The following is a 20,228-nucleotide window of genomic DNA, read 5'->3' as shown; positions in this document are numbered from 1 at the left end:
AGGTATGGTGAAGCGGGGAACGCTATCTGGTTGTCGGATAGCTCGCCCGCTTTTTTCATTTCTGCGTTGTTCATTAAGTAAAAATTATTTATTGCTCGGCGCTTAATAATCGAACTAGGAGAATAGTTATGAAAATCGAAAACAATAGCGTTGTGGCAATTCATTACACCTTGACCAACAATGACGGTGACGTAATTGATAGTTCAGCAGGTCGTGAACCATTAAAATACCTAGCTGGTGCTGGCAATATTATCCCAGGTTTGGACGATGAGTTAATTGGCCTTGAAGCTGGTGAGCAGAAGCAGGTTACTGTTCAGCCTAAAGATGGTTACGGTGAGGTGGACGAGAATCTGGTGCAGAAGTTGCCACGCGATGTCTTTACTGGTATTGATGAAATCAAAGAAGGCATGGAGTTCCAGGCGCAAGGTCCAAATGGTGAAGTGCAATTTGTGGTTGTGAAAAAAGTGGAAGATGATGGCATTACTATTGATGCTAACCACGCTTTGGCCGGTGTTGTGTTAAATTTTGACGTTACTATCGATTCTGTTCGTGAAGCCAGCGAAGAAGAAATCGAACATGGTCACGTGCATTAATTGAAAAAATAGAAGTAATATCTTGAAGGTCGTTATATGAGTGAAAAAATATCAGCGAGGATTGCTCCCGAAGAAACATTGCAGGTTTTATCACAACTTGAAGTTGAGCGGCTGATACATATTAAGGAACCCGAAGTCTACGAATCTTTTCGTCGTTGTGCTCTGGCAGTGTTGAACACTGGCAATGAGACGGACGATACAAGAGAAATTCTGGAAGCCTACAAAGACTTTGAAATATCCGTTATTCAACAGGAAAGAGGCATTAAGCTGGATATAAAAAATGCCCCGGCTGAAGCCTTTGTTGATGGCAAAATGGTTAAAGGGATTAAGGAACACTTATTTTCTGTTCTTCGAGATATTATTTATATTAATAACGAACTCACGGAAAACCGCGATATTGATTTTCATGACTCTAAAGGAATCAGTAACGCAGTTTTTCACATTGTCCGGAATGCGGGTCTATTGGAAACCAACTCGCTGCTCAACTTAGTGGTCTGTTGGGGAGGGCACTCCATTGGTCCGGTGGAGTATGATTATTCCAAAGAAGTCGGCTACCAAATGGGGCTGCGGGGCCTCGATATTTGCACAGGTTGTGGTCCCGGTGCAATGAAAGGCCCAATGAAAGGGGCAACGTTTGGCCATGCAAAACAGCGTTTGCCTGGTCGATATGTCGGTATTTCTGAACCCGGAATTATTGCCGCCGAATCACCCAACCCGATAGTAAATCAACTTATCATCATGCCTGATATTGAAAAGCGCCTGGAGGCGTTTGTTCGATGTGGTCATGGTATTGTGGTTTTCCCCGGTGGTGTGGGAACTGCGGAAGAAGTGTTATATATCCTTGGTATTTTGCTTCACCCGGAAAACAAACATATTCCTTTCCCGTTGGTTTTTACCGGGCCTGAATCTTCTCGCGAATATTTTGAGCAGATTGACGAATTTATTGGTGCTGTGCTTGGTTCTCAAGCGCAATCAAAATACGAAATTATTATTAACGATCCCGTGCTGGTTGCACGGCGGATGGGAGAGCAGGTTGCTCAGGTAGAAGCTTATCGTCGAGCTACCCACGATGCGTTTTATTTCAACTGGGTGTTACATATCGAAAAAGAACTGCAGGAACCATTTAACCCCACCCATGAAAATATGGCGGAACTTAACCTGTACCGAGATCAGGAACCGCATATTCTGGCTGCGAATTTGAGACGTGCATTCTCCGGTATTGTTGATGGCAACGTGAAAGCGCATGGTATTCAAGCTGTCGCCGAACGCGGGCCATATGAGATCAAAGGGGGGCAAGAAATAATTGCACCTCTGGAAAAATTATTACGTTCATTTGTGGCACAAAAACGAATGAAGATTCCAACACAGGAATATGTCCCCTGTTACCGAATCGTGAGCTGATGATTGTGTTATGTCGGACGAAGATTTTAGCAATCTACTGGGCGGTGATGTTAAGCCGATAAATTTCGAAAAGCGAGTGGCGGTTAAGCAATCTGCTGATCGAAATGTAGATAAATCGGTTCGTCGAGTGGCTGCAGAAAATGAGCAAAAGCCGGAAGAAGATCCGTTATCAAGTGCACCAGAGGTGATGCTTGATCCCTATGATGTTCTAAGTTTTGTTCGGCCTGGGGTTCAACATGGCGTCTATCGCAATCTCCGTCAAGGAAAGTATCAGATTGATGCACGCTTGGATCTCCATCGCTTAACGGTGGAACAAGCTCGAAAAGCGGTATTTCAATTTGTCACGGATTGTGTGTCGAATGATGTACGTATGGCGTTAATTACTCATGGAAAAGGTGAAGGTAGAAATACACCAGCATTACTTAAAAGCCATGTTAATCACTGGTTACCACAGTTAGATTTAGTTTTGGCGTATCACACTGCGCAAAAATGGCACGGCGGCTATGGTGCAACCTATGTGTTACTCAAAAAGAGTGATAAAAAAAGCGAGCAGGCCAGAGAGGCAAACTTAAAAAACAAATAAGAATAAACTTTGGAAGATATTTGTTGCATCCTAACCAGATAAGTAAAACAGGTTAAGATGCATATCGGATTAGATAGATAGTTTTTGATCTTCTATATAACGTTTTCTTCGACTGGGTTTTAGTTTGCTCAGGTCTCCCATGCAAAGTCCGTCCAGACAATCACCAAAGTCAGGGTCCACGCTGAACACAATAGACTGAAAACCACCTTCTTCGTATATAGCCGCATATTGCTTGAATAAAACCGGAAGCTTGTGGCCAAGTTCCTGAAAGCACTTCTGCATATAATCAAAGGCTTCTTCCCTGTTTCTATCGCCAAATTTTTGTTTAAGCTCTGCAACCGTTGTAGTGGAAAGCTCATAGGGATGATGCGCTTCTGCTAATGGTTGGTTGCATGGATAATAGTGACGATAGAAGTAGGCCAAAATATCTTTAAGTTCTCGAGGATAATCGGCACTCATGCTTACCGGGCCAATAACGTAGCGAACTTCTGGGTGGTGAGCAAGGTATGCGCCAAGCCCTTGCCACAGATAATCCAGGCTGGCTTTACCCCAATAATTTGGTGCAACGAAACTGCGTCCGAGTTCCAGTGCCTGAGTTAGGTAGTTCTCGAACACTGGGAAAAAATTATAGAGAGTGCTGGTATAAAACCCGGAAACTCCCATGCTTTCCATGATCGTTTTGCCTTCACCAATGCGGTAGGCTCCAGCGATTTCCAGCTTTTCCCTGTCCCAAAGTACAAGATGTTTGTAATGTACATCGAACTCATCCAGATCCCTTGATTGCCCAGTTCCTTCTCCAACTCTACGAAACGTCAGTTCTCTAAGGCGACCGATTTCACGTATGACTGCTGAGTTTTCTTTATGGTCGACAAGGTATATACGGTTATTGTCCCGTGTTTCGCCAAGTATTTTTGCCTGACGAAGTTCTTCCTGTAAGGCTTGGCGATTTTCCGGGTGAGCAATTGTCTTTTCCGTTTCAAAAAGGGGGCGTCTTCGATTGCCGACTTTGTACAAATGCTTCTTAAGATTTTTTAGTAGTGTTCGGTCATGCAGGCTTTTTGATCGGAGAGAGGCTTCGGGAATAAGCTCGCCAATGCGAAACCGGATTACCCGAGAATGTTTATTAAACATTTCATGAGCAAGTAAGGCTGTTCCCAGAGGCTTAAATAACATGGATGCGCCGTAAAAGAGCAATGAATTTTTTGCTCCAATATGGATAGGTAGTAACGGTGCTTTTGCTCGTCGAGCAAAGTGGATAAAGCCCGGTTGCCAGTGAGTATCTTTCACCCCCGTTGGCCTTGCACGGGAAACTTCACCTGCGGGGAAAACAATAATCGCTTGCTCTTGCTCAAGTGCTGCGAGCACACGTTTGTAGCTTTTGCGTGCGCTACCACCAGTCATATTATCAATTGGAATGAGAAGCTCTGACAGTCCGCCAAAATGACTCAATAGGTCATTTGCTACGATTTTTACGTCTGTACGTACCTCACTGACCAAGCGTAATATCGCCAGACCATCTAACGAGCCAATAGGGTGATTGGCGAATATGACCACGCGGCCACTTGCGGGGATATTACGTTTATCTTGAGCGCTGACTGTGTAACTGAAGTTGAAATATTCAAAGACTCTATCGATGAAGTCGAAGCCTTTCGCTTCTTTATTATTAGCGAGGAAATCGTTGATCTGATCCTCATAAATAAGCCGTTTGAGTAAGGAAATCGTAGGTCTACGGATAATCCCTGGTTTCCGTGCAAAGCTTGGAAATTTATTGGTAACAGCTTGCTCAATGCTGATCATACTGGTTGAGTCCATTGGCATATCTTTCTTCGTTGTAATACCTGGGCATGAAGACCCTTTTGGCACGAAGATTAAACAGCGAGTATGAAATTTAAGTGACAACGTATTTCAAAAACAGAAAGATGACACTTTTAAGACAGGCTGTAAATAAGAAAAAACAACTACTTGAGCTAGGCCAAGCAAATGGACTCTATATGTCTGGGTTAAACCAGTTTGGCCAACTGTTTTCTTTGGTTTTCCAATAGATTCTTAAAGGGTTGTTCAAAGCCCGAGATTATTTTTTGGCCGTCCTGTTCGCTAACATCCATAAAGCGCAATCTGCGAATAATCAGGTCATCTTCGGCTGCGGATTCGTCCAGCTGAATGCCTGCTACCGGAATGTTTACAGGAGTCAGGTCATTTTTGTTTGCTGAAACCAAGCCGGCGAGGTCGAGGGGAATATTGTGAATAATACTTGCCAGCTCAACGATCAAGTGGGCGCTGCACACTGCCCTGAACAGCGCTTCGTGGACGTCATCCTCTGCATTGAAGCTTAACGTGTAGCAGTCACCCTCAATTTCGTAACCTGCCCCACTGTACAAGGCGAGTACATCGCTGGTAATTTTTCCGACTTTATTTAGGGTTTTGGCCAGTGTGGAATGGTTAAGCTGTTGATTAAGTACACCCAGGTTTTTTATCTGGATGACAGCATAGACTTTAGGCGATGCTGTCATTTCTTCCTCTGGAAGTTGGCTGTCATTCTCCTGTTCTTCTATTTCTGATATGTGGTTGGTTTCTGGTTTTGGTGTTCGATGAATTTCAATGAAATTGGTTTTTATCGTTAGCCAAACAATGAGAATCAGCAATGTGCCGATAACCACAAAAACTCTCTGAAGAACGGGTTGATTGCCGTAGTCGGATTTGTTGAGGGTAACGGTTAGGTAACCCGCAATACTGTCGTGGATAACAATCGGTGAGGTGAAGTTGATAAGGTCATCTGATTCGGCGTGTTTACCCGCCTGGGCGAGCAGATGGTTTTCTATGTCGTGAATTGTGGCAACTTCTACCGAAGGTATCTTTTTTAACTCGGATAAAATAAGTCTGAGCTCAACCTGGTTTTGGCTGGGAAAGGCTTCTGCGGCATGGTTGGCTGACAATAGAGCCAGGCTTTCTCCATATTGATTAAATAATGCTTCCTTGTCTTCGAATAGACTTGGTAAGCTAACGACCGCTATGAGAAGTGCGCCAAGGAGACCACCTATAAGTAACGAAAGTTGTGGTGGTACCACTCGAAAGTTGAATTGCAAGATACGCTTCTCCACGATAGTCATATGAAAAAAGTTATAATGGCCTAGTCTGAATTGAAATAGAAGTAGTAAGGTGAGCGAATTAATTTTAATTAGCCTGTCGGGGCATGATCGACCTGCTGTGACGTCGGCAGTAACCCGTATTTTGGCCGAAAGTAATGCCAATGTCCTCGATATTGGTCAGGCGGTCATTCATGATACTTTATCCTTGGGTATCCTCGTTGAGATTCCAGAATATTCTGATTCTTCTCCAGTTGTAAAAAACATTCTTTATCGTATGCATGAAATTGGTATGCAGGTCCGGTTTCAGCCTATTTCCGAAGAGAGTTACAACGATTGGGTAAAACAACAGGGAAAGCCTCGCCATATCGTCACGCTGCTTGCCCGTCAAATTACGGCTCAGCAAATTGAGGCCTTGACCTCTATTGTCAGCGCCAAAGGGCTGAACATCGATAACATTAGTCGTTTATCCGGGCGCGTTCCACTTGATCATAATGATCCAAGCTCAATTGCCTGTGTTGAGTTTTCTGCTCGCGGCAAAGTGGAAAACGTTTCTGGTTTGCGGGCCGAGTTGGCGGATTTGGCGACCAAGCTGGATGTTGATATCGCTTTTCAGAAGGACAATATGTATCGTCGAACGCGACGTCTTGTTTGCTTTGATATGGACTCAACCTTGATCGAGGCGGAAGTCATTGATGAGTTGGCAAAGGCTGCGGGGGTCGGGGATGAAGTAGTAGCCATTACCGAGTCGGCAATGCGTGGGGAAATTGATTTTCGCGAGAGTTTTGGTCGACGTATGGCGTTACTCAAAGGGTTGGATGAGTCGGTACTGAAAGATATTGCCGCTTCACTACCGGTAACGGAAGGGGCTGAGAAACTGATTACCACCTTGAACAGCCTTGGGTACAAAACTGCCATATTGTCTGGCGGGTTTAATTATTTTGGCCGCTATTTACAGCAAAAACTGGGAATAGATTATGTCTATGCCAATGAGCTGGAAATTGTTGATGGCAAGGTGACCGGGAATGTGATTGAGCCTGTTGTCGATGGGCAAAGGAAAGCTCAGTTATTAAGACAATTGGCGGAGCAGGAGAAAATTTCACTTGAACAGGTGGTTGCCGTTGGCGATGGTGCCAATGACTTGCCCATGTTGAGTATCGCAGGTTTAGGGATTGCCTTTAGGGCAAAACCGCTGGTCAAAGCGGAAGCCAAGCAATCTATATCAACCCTTGGGCTGGACGCGATTTTGTACCTGATGGGATTTCGGGATAGAGAAATAAGCCGTTAAAGCATTATTCGATATGGGAAGCGATTAGCTTTCCATATCGAAATCATAGTTCATTGAATCTGCAGGTTCCTGCAAATAATACCCCTGAATATAGTGAACACCAGTTTGCCATAGCTTCGACAATACTGAAGCATTCTCCACAAATGGCACTATGGTGATTTTATCCAGTTGATGCAACTCGCTGACAATTTCGTTAAGTGCTTCGGTATTGTCCGCGTTGCTCTGCAGGTCCTGAGTAAATGAACCGTCAATCTTAACGTGCGTTGCTGAAACAGCTTTCAGGGTATTCATGGGGTTTAGTGCACAGCCAAAATGGCTGACACTGGTTTCACATCCCAACTCGGCTAACTGCTTGGTAAAAGTGCTGGCCACGTTTAGATGGTCGTTGATATCAATTTCTTTCATTTGAAAGATGATCGCTTCAGTGGGCAGTTTAGCGGCTTTGAATGCCACTGCCAGCCAGGGAGCCAAGGTTGCATCGAGTAATGATTCCCTGCTCAGGTTAATCATTAGGCGTGTGTTATGGCCATTAGAGCGGTGTTCGGAAAGCATTTTTATGGATTCCAGAATCACCCAGCGATCGATTTTTGTTGTGGCACCCATCTTGGCGGCTGAACTGAGAAAATCGTTCGGTGAAATCTCGTTTTCTTCGCTATCCAACATACGCAGTAACACTTCATAATGCTCCATATCCGAGCCGCGCAGGCTGAGTATCGGTTGGAACAACAACTTGAACCTTCCTTTATCCAGAGCTGATTGCACCATGTGTATCACATTTGCTTTTGATTCGGAGCGGTTCTCTGGCTCGTAAATCTTAACAAATACCGCGTTGTCTTCGGCGTTTGCCTTGCGGGCAAGCTCAAGGGCTTTCAACGCATGTTCAACCGGGACTTCCGAGTTGGTGCTGGTTTCGTTTATTAACGAAATGCCGATATTGTAATTAAAGTGCAGGGTTGTTCCCTGAATATCGACCACGTAATCGCGTAATTTTTGACAGAGGGATTCGGCGCGTTTCAGTGCTGTTCCCGCATCGATTTTAGGCACGAGTAACATGAATGTGTCTTCACTGAAGCGACATAGCACATCGTTTTTCTTAACCAGAGCTTTCGCTTGATTGGCGATAGCTGCCACTACCGTATCCACTGAAGCAATGCCCAATTTCCCTTGGACGGTTTCCATAAAGTCTTCGATGCCAATGTGAAATAGCGCGCTGCTGTATTCTTTGTTTAGGGCTTTATCGACAAGGCCATCCATGGATTCCATCAGGTAGTTTTTGTTGAACAAACCAGTGGCCATATCCTGGTTTTTGATTTGTTCCAATTGCGCTTCTAATTCCTCACTATCCACACCTTTGGTACGAATTAGAAATTGAATGCACAGTTCTTCGTCGTAATTGGATTTGCTGACCTGAATTTTGATTTTCTTTTCTTCGCCGGAACCGGTTAGCGCAGTGAACTCCAGGGCTGAGTTGTCCTGATCGGTGTTTTTCAGGAAAAACTCTTTTAGAAACTGTTTAATTGTTTCCTGATCTGATTTTTTTGTAATGTCGATAACCGGCATACACTCCAGGTCATCTCGTGATTCATAGTCCAGTAGCTCGGCAAAAGAATCGTTTACATACAGAAACATACCGTCCTGAATATAGGCAATAGCGTCGCGAGAGCTGTCGAGCAGTTGTTGGTTTCGTTTTTCTATTTCTTTATGCCTACGCTCAGCAAACCGCCTTTTATTCCGTTCTTCTCTGTTGTTGACTTCTCGTTGAATCACCAATAGCAAATGCTGATCTTCATCCAAGCGAACTACATCCTGGGCTCCATGTTTTATCCCATCGACGGCAGGCTTTGAGCCTTCTTCGTCTGTAAGGAGAATGGTTGGTATATCCTTATTGAGGCGTTGAATGGTTTTGATTGCGTTTGTTGGTGGAACATTACTCGTTGTATCCAGGGCGATCATCAAATCCCAGGATTTTTCTAGCAGTAGTTTATTAAGCGCTTCTTCACTTTCAACGTGGGTGGCTCGCACTGGGCGACCTGCGTTGTGAAGCATGCTGATTAGGCGTTCAGCTTCGGAACGGGAGTCGTTGAGAATTAGTAATCGTATTGTTGAATTTTGATTCATACCCTGTTCTATATTATTGCTATTGCCGAAAATACAGTCGGTAGGAAAAGCAGTGCGTTTATCTAAATATAGCTGCTTTCCCTTGACATTCTATGCATTTATAAGTGGACAAGTTTAACTGATTCAAATTTTCTAAGTGAGAAAATTCAAAGGAAGATTTGAGCTTGATCGCATTATTCCCAGGCGGAATCAAAATCGTCCGCTTCACTTTTGGTCGGTTTTGTCACCTGGCTCCCCCCATCGAGTGCCTTGAATGAGAACTGTTGCATACTCCCAGTAGAAAAAACACATTTATCTAACTTCAGGTTTATCACGGTATCTCCATCGAAGGATCTTACTTTATCAAATTCCTGGAATGGAATGGCGGCCGTCACCAGGGAAGAGGGAATATCTGCGACTTTTGATGGCGGTAAGAGCAAGGCGCGCATGTACTCTGAATAACCGCCCATATCATAGGTTCTGGCCAGAGCGTATGGGCGTGCTTGAGATGACAGAAGCTGAATACCGAGTTGAGAGGCCCCTTTCATCAGTCGAATCCATCTTACGACACCGATATTCCATGTTCTGCGCCCCATCTCTTTTATACCGATTAACTCACCCGCTTGAAGTCTGGAGGGTACTTGCCCCTTCCACAACACGCAATATCCGCCTGCGCTGACATTTTGCAGCGATATCTTGTACACGGGACGGTCAAATTCGTTACCGCTGTGTTTGGATTCCAGAGGTGTAAACCCGGAAGAGGGAGCTTCTTTCACCCGGCCAAACACTGATGAGGTATCACCTTCCTGTCCCACAAAGTCTTCGAAGTGCTGTCCTCCAGAGACAAAATAGTGGCAGTCAACCAAGCCTACGCAAGCTTCAGCCAGTGTTTGAGTTTCTTTTCGTTCCTGCTTGCGTAACGCGATATTGCCCCAGGTATTGAGCAGGTGGTCAAGTAAGGGTGCAGGGAAGTCTTTGGGGACTTTCAGCGTGCTGGAATCGCCAATGATGTCGGTTGCGTCGCCTGATTGTTTGGCGAGTTGTCCCAGCAGAAGTTTAAAGTCCAGCTCCAATACAGCTTCCTGCTGCTCTTCTTGCAGTCGGGCTTTGTATACCGGAGGCATGTCGTTGAGCAGATCAATAACCAGGAAGTTGTCCCTGTTATCGGTCATCTCCGGGTAAGTCTTAATGAATTGGCTCCAGCTTTCAAAAGTCTGGTAGCACAATGAAACATCTGTTTGGCTCAGCTGGTTAGACTTCGCTGACGCCAGCATTACCACTCGCAGGTATGCTGCCTGTACAGACGTTGCTTTAGAAAAGCTAAGCAGTGGATCCATTACTGGCTTGTCTAGCAGGTCGTAGTATTCTGCGATAAGGTAAAACATATGCAGACGACGCCACAGCCCTGGTGGTGTTTGCGTATATATCTGATAGTTTCTGAGAAACATCAGGCCTATACCTGTAATACTGCGGTGAAGGCATTTGGCTAGCATGTCCAGAGAGGCAGCTTTTAGTTTTTTCTGCAGACACAGGTCACGAATACATACTGAGTAGCCGTCCACCATAGCTTTTTGGATCGCCTGGCTCACAATTGCTGCTTTTTGTGCGGCTTCGGGTAACACCAGTGGTTTTTGTAAGAAAGAATGGGAAAGCCCGTGGTTGCAATGCTGTACGGTTGGCCGACAGGCTTCCAGAGAGTCAAACCGGGTGGCTACATCGGTTTTTAAACGCGGCAGTTCTGGCAGACTCCGATACAGCTGCGCGCTGGTTTGGTTAACCTGAGTTGCTTTAAGGCCATTAATCCAGTCTGCAACTTTACTGGCTTTGGTTCCGGCAAAGGACAGTTTGGGCAGATCCTGAGCGGGAAGCGTAAGCTGTTCAAGCAGAGCGACGGGTTTTAAATGGTCTTTTGAATTACTGGTCATTTTTTAAACTTAGTACAACTTCCAAGATTGTTAAACGATTTCGCGTCGAATCGTATAGAGTTTACTCGCCGGCGTTGTCACTGGTTTTTAAAGCGGTTAACTCTGTACTCCGATTATTATGTAAGAGTAATCAAAGTTTTTGATTTTTCACCTGCAATTTCCTGTACTAACTTTGGCACTAGGTAGCCAGGCAGTTCGGCAATCAAGTTCTGATAAACTTCAGTAGCAGTGTTGGTGCTGACGGAGAAGTGCGCCGCACCATGTACTTTATCCAAGAGGTGCAAATAGTACGGTAGTACCCGGTAGCGGAACAACTCTTTACTCAGTTTTTTTAATGTATCCGTATTGTCATTCACACCTTTAAGTAAAACCGACTGATTCAGCAGTGTGACGCCTTCCTGCGCGAGTTTCTCGAGCGATTCTGAAACCTGAGAGCTTAGTTCTCGAGGGTGGTTACAGTGAATTACCAAGACTTTTTCCAGTCTGGAATTATTTAGTATTCGACAAAAATTTTGCGTGATTCGACTCGGTAGAACGACAGGCAGACGTGTGTGTATACGTAACCGTCGTAAGTGTGAAATCTGGTCGAGTTGTGAGATTAGCCAGGATATTTGTGCATCAGACTGGGCCAATGGGTCACCGCCGCTAAGAATCACTTCTTCAATACTTGGATCATTCTCGATGTATTGCAGGGAGAGTTGCCATTGAGCTCTGGACGGATTATTTGCCGAATAGTCAAATGCACGACGGAAGCAATAACGGCAGTTAATCGCACATTGGGTTGCACCAATCAGCAATACCCTCCCGTGATATTTGTGCACGACCCCAGGCGCGACGGTGGTGTGTTCTTCTCCTACAGGGTCATTGCTATAACCTTCAACATGTTCCAACTCTTCCCCGATGGGAAGTATTTGCCGGAGCAGCGGGTCGTGAATATCGCCCTTGTTGATATTCTGGGTATAGGAAAAGGTTGTTCTGATTGGGAAGGCTTTGTGGGCTTGATAGGCGGCATCAAGCATCGACTCGGGTAATTCCAGCACTTCAAATAGGGTTTTGGGGTCGGTTATCAGCTGTGAAAGCTCTTCTTGCCAGCTTTTGGCCTGCCATGTTGGGATAGTTCGATGTATCATGTGCGCCTTTTAATCAGTAAGCTCTTGCTTTGGTTGTTATTTGTACAATGCGATCGAATATTTAGTTTGGTGTTCTCGTTGTACAGCAGGTTTCTTTGTAATTTAGGTTTGAGGACATAATGGCTAGTTATTCTACCAATGAATTTCGAAGTGGTTTAAAAGTAATGCTCGAAGGCGACCCATGCTCAATCGTTGAGAATGAGTTTGTGAAGCCTGGTAAAGGGCAAGCATTTAACCGGGTAAAACTAAAAAACTTAAAAACCGGCCGTGTATGGGAACGTACATTTAGGTCTGGTGAAAGCTTGGATGGTGCAGACGTTGTTGATGTAGAAATGGAATACCTCTACACCGATGGCGAATTTTGGCACTTTATGGAACCTCAGACATTTGAGCAACATCAGGCCGATGCAAATGCAGTGGGTGAATCCGCAAAATGGCTGCGTGAGCAGGACACGATCGTGGTGACCTTATACAACGGCGCACCTCTTGCTGTGACAGCGCCAAACCATGTTGAGTTGGAAATTGTGGAAACAGACCCGGGTGTCAAAGGTGATACCGCACAAGGTGGCACCAAGCCTGCCACGCTTTCAACAGGCGCTGTGGTGAAGGTTCCTCTATTTATCGCTCAAGGTGAAGTGGTTCGAGTTGATACACGCACAGGCGAATACCTAGGGCGTGCCAGTAAGTAATTAATCTAGAGGCGCGCTCAATTTGTACAGATTGGGCGTGTTTTTCGTATCATTTTCTCCTGTCAGTAAACCGCTTTGAATGTAAATTTTTCAGAAACTATGCTGCAGCGTCGGTCAGAGCTGTTACGTTGCATTCGGAACCATTTTTATTCCAGTGGTGCGTTGGAAGTGGATGTGCCTGTACTGGCTTCCACTACGGTTTCAGATCCTCACATACAGTCTTTTCAGGTTGATGGTTATTTTCTCCAGACATCTCCCGAGTTCTATATCAAAAAACTGCTCTCGAACATTTCGCAGGATGTGTTTTATTTAGGAAAAGCATTCCGTTTGGAAGAAGCAGGACGAAAACACAGTGCCGAGTTCACCATGCTGGAATGGTATCGGATGGGTTGGAATGAGCAGCAGCTTATTGAGGATGTGTTCCAGTTAATCGGTTCTTTAACGACAGATATTGAGCCGGAAAAAATGTCTTATGAAGAGGTTTTTGTCAGTGCTACTGGGGTTAACCCTCATACCTGTTCGGCGAGTCAGTTGCAGCTCATTGCCAAAGATCGTTTGGAAGTTACCTGGGAGAGCGAGCCGAAAAACTTTTGGCTGGATCTTCTCTTTACTCATTTGGTGGAACCGCTTTTCAAGGAGCGGCTTGTTGCTGTATATGATTTTCCCGAATCCCAATGCGCCTTAGCTCGAATACAGCGGAGTGCTTGCGGTTCGTACCCAGTCGCAAAACGCTTTGAAATCTATTGGGACGGAGTTGAGTTGGCAAATGGGTATTACGAACTTACTGATGCAGAAGAACAGAGGCAGCGTTTCCTTGCTGATAATGTGCAGCGAGAACAAATGGGGTTGCCAGTGATGCCCATCGATAGTGAGCTTCTGGTGGCGTTGGAAAACGGTATTCCTGAATGTGCCGGTGTTGCCTTGGGAGTGGATCGATTACTGATGTGTTTGACCAAGGAAAATGACATCAAGCACGTAATGCCATTCTCCATAAACGGATAATCCTATTTCTTGCAGTCCTCGTCGCAACTGATCGAGTGATTCATTTCCAGTGCGGGTGATTCTGAGGTTGGATGGCCGACTTCGACAGCGGGTACACCGACAACCGTGGTATGCGGTGGTACATCTTTCAGGACGACACTGCCTGCGCCGATTTTAGCGCCTTCACCGATACGGATATTGCCAAGCACCTTAGCTCCCGCGCTGATCAATACGCCTTTGCCGACTTTCGGGTGCCTGTCACCAGACTCCTTACCGGTTCCGCCGAGAGTGACGGCCTGCATAATGGAAACATTGTCTTCCACTACTGCTGTTTCACCAATGACAATGCCTGTTGCATGGTCAAGCATGATGCCTTTACCAATTTTGGCGGCCGGATGGATATCTACACCAAATGTTAAGGCAATGTGGCTTTGTAAGAAGTAGGCGAGGGACAGACGGCCTTTATGCCACAGGCAGTGTGAAACACGAAAAGCCTGCAATGCGTGGAAGCCTTTGAAATAGAGAAAGGGTAAGGAATACGAATCGCAGGCGGAGTCTCTGTCATACACCGCCTGAATGTCGGCTCTTACAGCTTTACGCAAGCAACCGTCCTCTCGAATGGAGTCTTCAATAATTTCTCTGACTTGCAGAGCTGAAAGTGCAGGGCTGGCAAGCTTGTTGGCCAAGTGGAAACTCAATGCGCCTTCAAGCGTATCGTGATTAAGTATACTGGCGTGGAGGAAACTGGCTAAGGCGGGTTCTTGTTCTGCCTGCTCTTTCGTTTCACGCCGAATTTCGTCCCAGATCATATCTTCTTTATCGCTAATAACTGAAAGTGGCTGCTTTAAAGGCATTATTATGCTCCAGCTACGGGTGAGAGGTGCATCTTAAGGCTATAAATGTGTCGAAACAATGTTGCACGTTAGATATGGCGTTGAATGCCCCTATGTAATGTATGCCTGTTTGTAAATTGTACAGTTAAATTCTTGAACTAAGCAAAATAGGGCTTTAGGATGCCCAACCATTCTAGATGCCTGAGAAAACCTGATGCCAATCACTGCAAAACCGATCAACTCCTATCCATTGTACTGGGCGGAATGCTTTGGCACTGCACCGTTTTTACCTCGAAGCCGCCAGGAAATGGATGCATTGGGGTGGGATAGTTGCGACATTATAATTGTTACGGGTGACGCTTACGTGGATCATCCGAGTTTTGGTATGGCGGTGATGGGACGGGTATTGGAAGCGCAAGGCTTTAGGGTCGGAATTATTGATCAGCCAGAATGGACGACCGATGAACCGTTTAAAGCGTTAGGTAAACCAAACCTATTTTTCGGTGTGACAGCGGGCAATATGGATTCCATGATTAACCGCTATACGGCCGATTTAAAAACCCGTAGCGACGACGCATACACGCCCGGTGGTCTTGGTGGAAAACGCCCTAATCGTTCCGTGATTGTTTACAGTCAGCGTTGTAGACAGGCTTACAAAGATGTTCCGATTGTGATTGGCGGTATCGAAGCCAGTCTGCGTCGTATTGCGCAATATGATTACTGGAGCGATGAAGTTCGACGTTCTGTTCTTGTTGATTCAGGAGCGGATATTCTTTTGTATGGCAACGCAGAGCGGGCTATTGTGGATCTGAGTCACCGTTTGGCTGGTGGAGAGAGCGTGTCCTCTATCCAGGATCTTCGCGGTACCGCTGTGATGCTGGATCATGTGCCGGGGGGATTCACAGAACTGGATTCGTCGCGGATTGATTGGCCAGGTCAAATTGACGCAATACCAAGCCCGTACGAATATATTCCTGAAGCCAAATGTGAATCTCAAACAGAGCCTGTTCAGGATGATGTTCAGCCGATTCGAATTGTGCCTTTGCCGTTAAGACGTCATGAGAAAGAACTCAAGCTGGAAAAAACCTGCATACGTGTACCGTCTTATGAAAAAGTCAGCAAAGATGCTGTGTTGTACGCGCATACATCGCGAGTCTTGCATCAGGAGTCCAATCCTCATAACGCCCGTGCCATAGTGCAAAAACATGGCAATAAAGAGGTTTGGATAAACCCTCCGCCCATTCCGCTAGAAACTGATGAGATGGATTTTGTCTTTGGTCTGTCCTACCAGCGAATTCCGCACCCGGATTACGAGGGACAGAAAATTCCAGCGTACGACATGATCAAAACCTCAGTGAATATTATGAGGGGATGCTTTGGCGGTTGTACTTTTTGTTCAATCACCGAACACGAAGGGCGCATTATTCAAAGTCGTTCAGAAGCGTCCATTCTCGACGAAATTGAACAAATCAAAGAAAAGGTTCCGGGTTTTACCGGTACGATTTCTGATTTGGGCGGGCCGACGGCGAATATGTATCGCCTGAATTGTAAGGACCCAAATATCCAGGCTTCCTGCCGTAAGTTAAGTTGTGTATACCCGGAAATCTGTAAAAATTTAGAAACTGATCATAAACATACTACACAACTTTATCGTAAGGCTCGGGCAATTGATGGTGTTAAAAATATCGCGATAGCCTCAGGCTTACGTTATGACTTGGCTGTGGAAGATCCCGAATATGTGAAAGAATTGGTGACACATCATGTGGGTGGCTATTTAAAAATTGCGCCGGAACACAGTGAAAACAGTCCTCTGAGTTTGATGATGAAACCGGGTATGGGAACCTACGATCGTTTTGAAAAAATGTTCTATAAGTTTTCCAGGCAGGCAGGGAAAAAGCAGTACTTGATTCCGTACTTTATTGCCGCGCATCCGGGAACCCACGATGAAGATATGATGAACCTGGCTTTGTGGCTGAAAAAACATAATTTCAGAGTGGACCAGGTGCAAACCTTTTACCCATCGCCAATGGCGTTAGCCACAGCGATGTATCACTCCGATCGTAATCCGTTAAAGCATATTACATACAAATCAAAAAGAATCAGCACGCCCAAGTCATTAGAACAAAGAAGAACACAAAAAGCGTTTTTACGTTACCACGCACCGGATAGTTGGAACTTGGTCCGTAAAGCGTTACGGGATATGGGGCGTGAAGATTTAATCGGCGATACAGAAAAGCACTTAGTGCCGGGTGAAAAGCAAGAGCACAAATTTAAAGGTGCAAGAAGTGGGGCTCGTGCGGCAAGAGGGGACAAGCGAAATCAGATGTTGCCACGTTCTTCTCGAAGTAAAGTCGGGAAGAAAAGATAACGTTTTTGTTCGGCAAAAATAACCGTAGAGCAAAATATAGCTGGTTGGTAGATTATTGGGATTTATGTCTTATACCTTAGCATCTGAAGTTCAATTTGAGCTAGTGGTTAAAAAAAGCCGCTTTATCGGTTACTTAATTCCGTGCGCGGACAAATCAGAGGCTAAGGGGTTTATCGAAAAACTAAAAAAACAATACCCTGATGCCCGACATGTATGCTCTGCGTTTAAGTGTGGTGCGCATACGGGGTTAGATGATGATGGCGAGCCTTCGGGTACTGCGGCGAAACCCATGTTTCAGATATTACAGGTGCAGGATTTAGAGCAGGTTTTAGCGGTTGTTGTACGTTATTTTGGTGGTATAAAACTGGGGGCTGGTGGTTTGATTCGCGCTTATGGTGGAACGATTTCCGAGTGTGTCAAACTTGCAGAAAAGTGTCCGGTTATTCAATATCAGCAGCTGTGTTTTTCTGTGCCCTTTGCTTTGGAAAACAAAGTTCGCCATTACTGTGAGCAATCTGACATCACAGTTGATGATGTTTATTACAACCAAAGCAATAACGTTGAATTCTTACTGCGTGTTCGAGAAGAAAAAATTGAACTAATTAAAGATGCGCTAAGTTCATTAACACTTGGGCAAATTGAATGGTCTGCTGGTAAGTAAACAGGTTTTGCGTATCCTTTGATTAGGGAAGGAATATGCCTCCGAGTATTGCCGGTCTGGTTGCGCCAGTCACTTCAGGCAGGTTCCCTGGTAATCTTTCCATTGTGCGTTTTGCCAGCCAGGCAAATGCACAGGCTTCCACCCAGTCGGGGTGAATATTCAATTCTTCTGTTGTCGCTAATTTTTTTGACGGGCAGTTGGCCTGAATCCGGCTCATTAAATATTCGTTGTGTGCACCGCCGCCGCAAACATAGAGTTCGTTGGCTTTGGAACAATGTTTTTTAACGGCTTCAGATATTGAGCGTGCGGTTAACTCAAGCAAGGTTGCTTGAATATCCTCTGGTGCTAATTCTTTGTCGATATGTCCGAGCAGCCACTGTTTGTTGAACTCTTCTCTACCCGTACTTTTGGGATAGCCTAATGAAAAATAGGGGTAAGAGAGGAGGGTTCGCAATAGGGAGTTATTCACTGTTCCGCTTTTTGCCCATTCACCATTTTTGTCGTAGGACTTACCAATTTCAAGTGTAATCCAGGTGTCCATAAGAACGTTTCCCGGTCCGGTATCAAAACCGAAAATGGTTTCCGAGTCGTGGTCTTTTTCTGCCGGAAGGTAGGTGACGTTGGCCATTCCACCGATATTGATAATGCAGCGTGTTATTTCTGGGTGGCTAAAACTGTCTTGATGAAAAGCCGGTGCAAGTGGTGCACCGTGGCCATTCAAAGCAACGTCTTTACGTCGGAAGTCAGCTACGGTAGTTATTCCTGTTAAGCTTGCAATAGTATTGGGGTCGCCAATTTGTGTGGAAAAGCCTAAATCGCTTAGTACACCTTTTGGGTGGTGGCGAATGGTTTGTCCATGGCTGCCAATCGCTTTTACATCATCTGGGGAGACTCCCGCTTCTCCCAAAAGCTGGTCGGTTGCGTGGGCAAATAGAATTCCAAGCGCCCGGTCGAGGTCTCCGGTTTTTTCTATTTCATTTTCACCGGGAGTACAGACTTCGAGAATCTTGTGTTTGATTTCCAAAGGAATGTCGTGTTCATGCGATGCGACAATTTTTAACTCGTTACCGGTGAAATCAATTAGAGCCGCGTCAATAGAGTTGACACTGGTTCCAGACATAAGTCCGATATAAAGGTCTTTCTCGGGCACCCGGATATCCTTAGCTTATTTTCCGCGCTACTGTTGGTAGGCTTGGTTTTCTTTTTTATTTGTAGCAAGCGCTAATTTCGTTTCAGATTGTTGCGGCGCCAACTCAGCTAGCAGTGGTTGAGTTTGTGCACGAAACAAGGCCAGTTCCGATTCGTTTACAGATTTTGCCTTGGGTAATTTTTTTACAATGGTTCGAGGGTTCCTATGAACACCATCAATAAGAAACTCATAGTGGAGGTGTGGAGCGGTTGAATAGCCCGTTGTGCCAACTGAACCGATTCGTTGGCCTTGTCTGATTTTTTGACCTCGTTTTACATAGCGTTTATGTAAGTGCAGGTACTTGGTTTGAATGTTGTTTCCGTGCTGGATGACAATGTAGTTGCCGTTAGCTTTGGTGAAACTAGACTGAATGACCCGTCCGTCACCAGATGACCAAACAGGGGTTCCGGTTGCGGCTGCGTAGTCTGTTCCCCTGTGAGGGCGAACTTTTTTGGATATTGGATGCATCCGCTTGGGGTTGAAGTTAGAACTGATACGACGGAAATCCAATGGCGCCATGAGAAAGGCTTTGCGCATGCTGTTGCCATCGGGGGTGTAGTAATTCGCATCACCTTGAGCATTAACATAACGGACGGCTTGATAGCTTTTCCCTTGATTAATAAACTCCGCGGCAAGAATGTGGCCGTTGCCGATTTTTTCTCCGTCAATAAACTCTTCTTCGTATAGAATTTTAAACTGGTCGCCTTTACGAATATCCAGTGCAAAGTCGATATCCCAACCAAAAATACCGGCAAGTTCCATCAATAACTTGTCATTGATGTCTGATTCTTTTCCTGCGGCAAAAAGAGAACTGTCGATGTTAGCCGAGCGTAGGGCTCTTTTAACATCGGGTTTGCGTATGGTTTCTTTGTATTCGAAACCGCTGTCTGTTCGCTTAAAGTGAAAACTGTTTAGCCTGTCTTGAACATAATTCAAAGAATAAAGCTGGTTATCTGTTGTTGTGGAAAATTCCAGCTTGTGGCCAGGGTAGAGTTGAGCCAGCTTCTTGGCCTGCTTGTTGCCGTTGACCAGCTCCATCATGTGTTTATCGGATAGTCCGGCCCGGGCAAATATTTTTGACAGGTTGTCTCCGGCTTTTACAGTAATGGTGGTTTTGTCCAGATTTGGAGCATCCAGTAAAACCTGATCGAGTTCATTAACAAAATCGCTTTCGTTCGAATCGGTATAGCTCTCAGGGAGAGATATGGTGCGAGTTTCTCTAATTGCCTCTGCTTGCTTTGATGGCAGCATGGCAATAACACCCAAAGATAAAGACAGTAATGTCGCTGCAGCTAAATGACCGTGGGGGATCTCTTTAACCGATCTTAATACTGGGTTTTTTATAATATTTTCAATGAGTTTCATTGACTATCTCGAAGACCATCTAAAAAAAGCACGTAACTTATA

At 45.2% G+C, this 20,228-nt stretch carries 16 protein-coding genes; 8 read left to right on the top strand and 8 right to left on the bottom strand.

What is annotated here, in order from left to right:
• Positions 1–128: 128 nt before the first annotated feature.
• From P5V12_RS14295 to smrA, 3 genes are read left to right on the top strand one after another with little or no spacing between them, the layout of a single operon-like run.
• Positions 129–593 carry a peptidylprolyl isomerase gene (locus tag P5V12_RS14295; protein ID WP_316953760.1) on the top strand — a complete coding sequence of 155 codons (465 nt, stop codon included), beginning with the start codon at positions 129–131 and terminating at the stop codon, positions 591–593.
• Between the two features lie 36 nt (positions 594–629).
• Positions 630–1,994, top strand: a complete 1,365-nt coding sequence (ppnN, locus tag P5V12_RS14290; RefSeq protein WP_316953759.1) for a nucleotide 5'-monophosphate nucleosidase PpnN — start codon at positions 630–632, stop codon at positions 1,992–1,994.
• Between the two features lie 10 nt (positions 1,995–2,004).
• Positions 2,005–2,577, top strand: coding sequence for a DNA endonuclease SmrA (gene smrA / locus P5V12_RS14285; protein WP_316953758.1), 573 nt, complete (start codon positions 2,005–2,007; stop codon positions 2,575–2,577).
• Positions 2,578–2,646: 69 nt separating this feature from the next.
• On the opposite strand, the gene P5V12_RS14280 is transcribed toward smrA, so the two are convergent.
• Both P5V12_RS14280 and P5V12_RS14275 read right to left on the bottom strand, forming a co-directional pair.
• A complete protein-coding gene (locus P5V12_RS14280; RefSeq protein ID WP_316957435.1) occupies positions 2,647–4,374 on the bottom strand; it encodes a lysophospholipid acyltransferase family protein in 1,728 nt (575 codons plus the stop codon).
• A gap of 203 nt (positions 4,375–4,577) precedes the next feature.
• Positions 4,578–5,660 (bottom strand): hypothetical protein, encoded by a 1,083-nt coding sequence (locus P5V12_RS14275; RefSeq protein WP_316953757.1) that lies wholly within the window; start codon positions 5,658–5,660, stop codon positions 4,578–4,580.
• 73 nt (positions 5,661–5,733) lie between these two features.
• Here P5V12_RS14275 and serB point away from each other — a divergent pair, with 73 nt between their 5' ends.
• Positions 5,734–6,948: a phosphoserine phosphatase SerB gene (gene serB, locus P5V12_RS14270; RefSeq protein ID WP_316953756.1), complete on the top strand. Its 1,215-nt coding sequence runs from the start codon at positions 5,734–5,736 to the stop codon at positions 6,946–6,948.
• Between the two features lie 24 nt (positions 6,949–6,972).
• On the opposite strand, the gene P5V12_RS14265 is transcribed toward serB, so the two are convergent.
• The 3 genes from P5V12_RS14265 to epmB form a co-directional block, all read right to left on the bottom strand.
• Positions 6,973–9,066: an EAL domain-containing protein gene (locus P5V12_RS14265; protein ID WP_316953755.1), complete on the bottom strand. Its 2,094-nt coding sequence runs from the start codon at positions 9,064–9,066 to the stop codon at positions 6,973–6,975.
• A 173-nt stretch (positions 9,067–9,239) separates the two neighbouring features.
• Complete coding sequence (locus tag P5V12_RS14260) at positions 9,240–10,970, bottom strand: PilZ domain-containing protein (RefSeq protein WP_316953754.1); 1,731 nt, start codon at positions 10,968–10,970, stop codon at positions 9,240–9,242.
• Between the two features lie 116 nt (positions 10,971–11,086).
• Complete coding sequence (epmB, locus tag P5V12_RS14255) at positions 11,087–12,100, bottom strand: EF-P beta-lysylation protein EpmB (protein ID WP_316953753.1); 1,014 nt, start codon at positions 12,098–12,100, stop codon at positions 11,087–11,089.
• Positions 12,101–12,219: 119 nt separating this feature from the next.
• On the opposite strand from epmB, the gene efp reads away from it, so the two are divergent.
• Together efp and epmA are read left to right on the top strand one after the other, a co-directional pair.
• A complete protein-coding gene (gene efp, locus P5V12_RS14250) occupies positions 12,220–12,789 on the top strand; it encodes an elongation factor P (protein ID WP_316953752.1) in 570 nt (189 codons plus the stop codon).
• 75 nt (positions 12,790–12,864) lie between these two features.
• Positions 12,865–13,791 carry an EF-P lysine aminoacylase EpmA gene (gene epmA / locus P5V12_RS14245; protein WP_316953751.1) on the top strand — a complete coding sequence of 309 codons (927 nt, stop codon included), beginning with the start codon at positions 12,865–12,867 and terminating at the stop codon, positions 13,789–13,791.
• Positions 13,792–13,793: 2 nt separating this feature from the next.
• Here epmA and cysE read toward each other — a convergent pair whose 3' ends face one another.
• Positions 13,794–14,624, bottom strand: a complete 831-nt coding sequence (gene cysE / locus P5V12_RS14240) for a serine O-acetyltransferase (RefSeq protein ID WP_316953750.1) — start codon at positions 14,622–14,624, stop codon at positions 13,794–13,796.
• Positions 14,625–14,817: 193 nt separating this feature from the next.
• Between cysE and P5V12_RS14235 the strand changes: the two genes are divergently transcribed.
• Together P5V12_RS14235 and P5V12_RS14230 are read left to right on the top strand one after the other, a co-directional pair.
• On the top strand, positions 14,818–16,971 hold the full coding sequence (locus tag P5V12_RS14235; RefSeq protein ID WP_316953749.1) for a YgiQ family radical SAM protein: 2,154 nt from the start codon (positions 14,818–14,820) through the stop codon (positions 16,969–16,971).
• A 64-nt stretch (positions 16,972–17,035) separates the two neighbouring features.
• A complete protein-coding gene (locus P5V12_RS14230) occupies positions 17,036–17,632 on the top strand; it encodes a YigZ family protein (RefSeq protein ID WP_316953748.1) in 597 nt (198 codons plus the stop codon).
• 22 nt (positions 17,633–17,654) lie between these two features.
• On the opposite strand, the gene P5V12_RS14225 is transcribed toward P5V12_RS14230, so the two are convergent.
• The gene (locus P5V12_RS14225) at positions 17,655–18,752 is read right to left on the bottom strand and encodes an anhydro-N-acetylmuramic acid kinase (protein ID WP_316957434.1); all 1,098 of its coding nucleotides are present in this window, start codon (positions 18,750–18,752) and stop codon (positions 17,655–17,657) included.
• Positions 18,753–18,809: 57 nt separating this feature from the next.
• Positions 18,810–20,186 carry a peptidoglycan DD-metalloendopeptidase family protein gene (locus P5V12_RS14220; protein ID WP_316953747.1) on the bottom strand — a complete coding sequence of 459 codons (1,377 nt, stop codon included), beginning with the start codon at positions 20,184–20,186 and terminating at the stop codon, positions 18,810–18,812.
• Positions 20,187–20,228 lie beyond the last annotated feature (42 nt).

The sequence above is a fragment of the Teredinibacter sp. KSP-S5-2 genome, assembly GCF_032773895.1.
In the GTDB taxonomy this organism is placed as follows: Bacteria; Pseudomonadota; Gammaproteobacteria; order Pseudomonadales; family Cellvibrionaceae.
Note: the sequence above shows the minus strand (reverse complement) of the source record. Positions and strands in the feature narration are given on the sequence as shown.